The 2,943-nt window shown below is 68.2% G+C and carries 4 protein-coding genes; all 4 read right to left on the reverse strand.

Annotation, left to right across the window (positions count from 1 at the left end):
• Positions 1-457: dGTP triphosphohydrolase (gene dgt, locus BGO22_RS07160; RefSeq protein WP_286849785.1), on the reverse strand; the 457-nt coding region annotated here is incomplete at its 3' end.
• Entirely contained in the window at positions 454-1,578 is a 1,125-nt protein-coding gene (gene aroB / locus BGO22_RS07165) for a 3-dehydroquinate synthase (protein ID WP_286849787.1), read from the reverse strand. The genes dgt and aroB, both read right to left, overlap by 4 nt.
• Positions 1,579-1,618: 40 nt before the next feature.
• On the reverse strand, positions 1,619-2,185 hold the full coding sequence (locus BGO22_RS07170; RefSeq protein WP_070399161.1) for a shikimate kinase: 567 nt from the start codon (positions 2,183-2,185) through the stop codon (positions 1,619-1,621).
• Positions 2,186-2,943: secretin GspD/PilQ domain-containing protein (locus BGO22_RS07175; protein WP_502686437.1), on the reverse strand; the 758-nt coding region annotated here is incomplete at its 5' end. It abuts the gene before it with no gap.

Below are 2,943 nucleotides of genomic sequence, written 5' to 3' on the forward strand. Positions count from 1 at the left end.
TCAGGCCGTCGAACGCGGGGTAGCGCTCCTCGAGTTCGTCCACCACGCGCAGGCTCTGCAGGTTGTGCTCGAAGCCCCAGCCGTCGGGCGCGCGGCCATCGGGGCCGAGCGCCTGCAAGGCGGCGTGCAGCGCGTCCTGGCCGGCGTGGCCGAAGGGCGTGTGGCCCAGGTCGTGCGCGAGCGCGATGGCTTCGACCAGGTCTTCGTTGAGCCCCAGCGATCGCGCGATGCTGCGGCCGAGCTGGGCCACTTCCAGCGAGTGCGTCAGGCGGGTGCGGAACAGGTCTCCCTCATGGTTGAGGAACACCTGCGTCTTGTAGACCAGCCGACGGAACGCGGTGGAATGGATCACCCGGTCGCGGTCGCGCTGGTAGTCGGTGCGCGTGGGGGCGGGGGGTTCCGGGTAGCGCCGGCCACGGCTGCGCGCCGGATCGCTGGCGTACGGTGCCAGGCTCATGCCGGCTGGCAGCTTCGCGCGATCACCCCCGCCACGACGGCATCGCTGGCCGGGCGCATCGAGGCCCGGCCCGGTGGGTCGATGAGCACGAAGCGGATCTCCCCCGCTTCGGCCTTTTTGTCGACACGCATCAGCTCAAGGTAACGCTCGGCATTGCGCGCGGGATCGAGCACCGGCGCCACCGCCGGCAGGCCGGCACGGACCACCAGGCGCCTGAGGCGCTCGACGAACGCCTCGTCCACCAAGCCCAGCGCCTGCGACAGGCGGGCCGCCATCACCATGCCGCAACCCACGGCCTCGCCGTGCAGCCAGGCGCCATAGCCCATGCCGGCCTCGATCGCATGGCCGAAGGTGTGGCCAAAATTCAGGATGGCGCGCAGTCCCGATTCGCGTTCGTCGGCGCCCACCACCTGGGCCTTGATCTCGCAGCTGCGCCGCACCGCGTGCGCCACATGCGCCGGCTCGCGCGCCATGAGGGCCTCGATGTGGTCTTCGATCCAGCCGAGGAAAGCCATGTCGGCGATGGGCCCGTACTTGATGATCTCGGCCATGCCGGCACTGAACTCGCGCTCGGGCAGGGAGCGCAGCGCGTCGAGGTCGCACACCACCCTCAGCGGCTGGTGGAAGGCGCCGATCATGTTCTTGCCCAGCGGGTGGTTGATGCCCGTCTTGCCACCCACCGACGAGTCCACCTGCGCCAGCAAGGTGGTGGGCACTTGCACGAACGGCACCCCACGCATGTAGCAAGCGGCCGCGAAGCCGGTCATGTCGCCCACCACCCCGCCGCCCAGCGCGTACAGCACCGTCTTGCGGTCACAACCGGTCTCGAGCAGGTGATCGAAGATGGTCTGCAGCGTCTGCCAATGTTTGTGGGACTCGCCGTCGGGCAGCACCACGTCCAACACACGTGCATGGCGCCCGCTCAGCGCCGCCCGCAGCGACGCCAGGTACAGAGGCGCCACCACCTCGTTGGTGACAATCACGCCGGTGCTCGCCGTCGGCAGGCCGGCGAAGGTGTCGGCACGGCCGATCAGGTCGGCGCCGATGTGGATGTCGTAGCTGCGTTCACCCAGGTCGATGGCGACGCGCTGGGTCTCGGTGGTCGAAGTGGCGGGGGACATGCCCCGAGTGTATGCCGCCCCTTCTGGGCGGCTGGGGCGCTCACCGCGGCGTGTCAGCCCCGTCCGCAGGCGGTGCGCTGGACACCAGCCCGGCCAACTCCAGCTGCATCAGGATCATGTTGACCAGCGTGGCCACCGAAGGGCGTCCCGTGTCGATCGCGAAATGCGCCGTCTCGGCGTACAGCGGGTGCCGCTGCGCGTGCAGGTCCTTGAGCCGGACCAAGGGATCGGCCACCTGCAACAGCGGACGGTGGCGGTCGTTGCGCAGACGGCGAAAAAGGTCTTCCGGCGTCGATCGCAGGTAGACCACGCGCCCGCGCTCATGCAGGTGCACCCGATTCTCCGGACGCAGCACGGCGCCGCCACCGGTGGCGATCACCGCCAATGGACCGGCGGTGACTTCATCAATGACCTGCGCCTCGAGATCCCGGAACGCCGCCTCCCCCTCGCGATCAAAAAACGCCCGGATGCTCGACCCTATGCGTTGCTCGATCACGTGATCGGAATCGACAAAGGGCAAACCCAGCCGCCGGGCCAGTTGGCGCCCGACGGTGGATTTGCCCGATCCAGGCAGCCCGACCAGGAAGACCGACTGCGTGGGGTTCAATTAGTTGATGGCGGTGCGCCCCAGGACCCGCGGCGTGATGAAGATCAGCAGCTCAGAACGCTGATCGATCTGGTTGCGCGACTTGAACAGGTTGCCCACGGCGGGCAGATCGCCCAGCAGCGGCACCTTCTGGATCTGGTTGCGCTCGGTGCGCTCGAAGATGCCACCGATCACCACCGTGCCGCCGTTCTCCACCAGCACCTGGGTTTGCACGTGCTTGGTGTCGATGGCGATACCCTCGGAGGTGGTTTCGCCACGGGTGTCCTTGTTCACGTCGAGGTCGAGAATGATGTTGCCCTCGGGCGTGATCTGCGGCGTAACTTCCAGCTTGAGGTTGGCCTTGCGGAACGCGATGGCCGTGGCGCCGCTGGACGTGGCGGTCTGGTAAGGGAACTCGGTGCCCTGCTCGATCAGCGCCTTCACCTGGTCGGCCGTGACCACGCGAGGACTGGACACCACGCGGCCCTTGCCATCGGATTCCAGCGCCGAGATTTCCAGCGCCAGGAAGCGCGAGGCGTTCGGGCTGAACAGCGACAGGGCGTAGGACGCGGCCTGACCGGACGGGGGCAAGGCGGGCAGGTTCACGAAGGGGGCGGAGGTCAGAGACGGTCCGGTGGTCACGGCCCCGTAGTTGCTGCCGAAGTTGCCGCGCACCGGGTTGCCATTGGCCGAGCCTGCGCTGAAGTCCCGCACGCCACCGCCCAGACGCACGCCGATGGATTTGCTGAAGTCGTCGTCGGCTTCCACGATGCGCGCCT

This window comes from Hydrogenophaga sp. 70-12 (assembly GCF_001897365.1).
GTDB lineage: Bacteria > Pseudomonadota > Gammaproteobacteria > Burkholderiales > Burkholderiaceae_C > Hydrogenophaga > Hydrogenophaga borbori.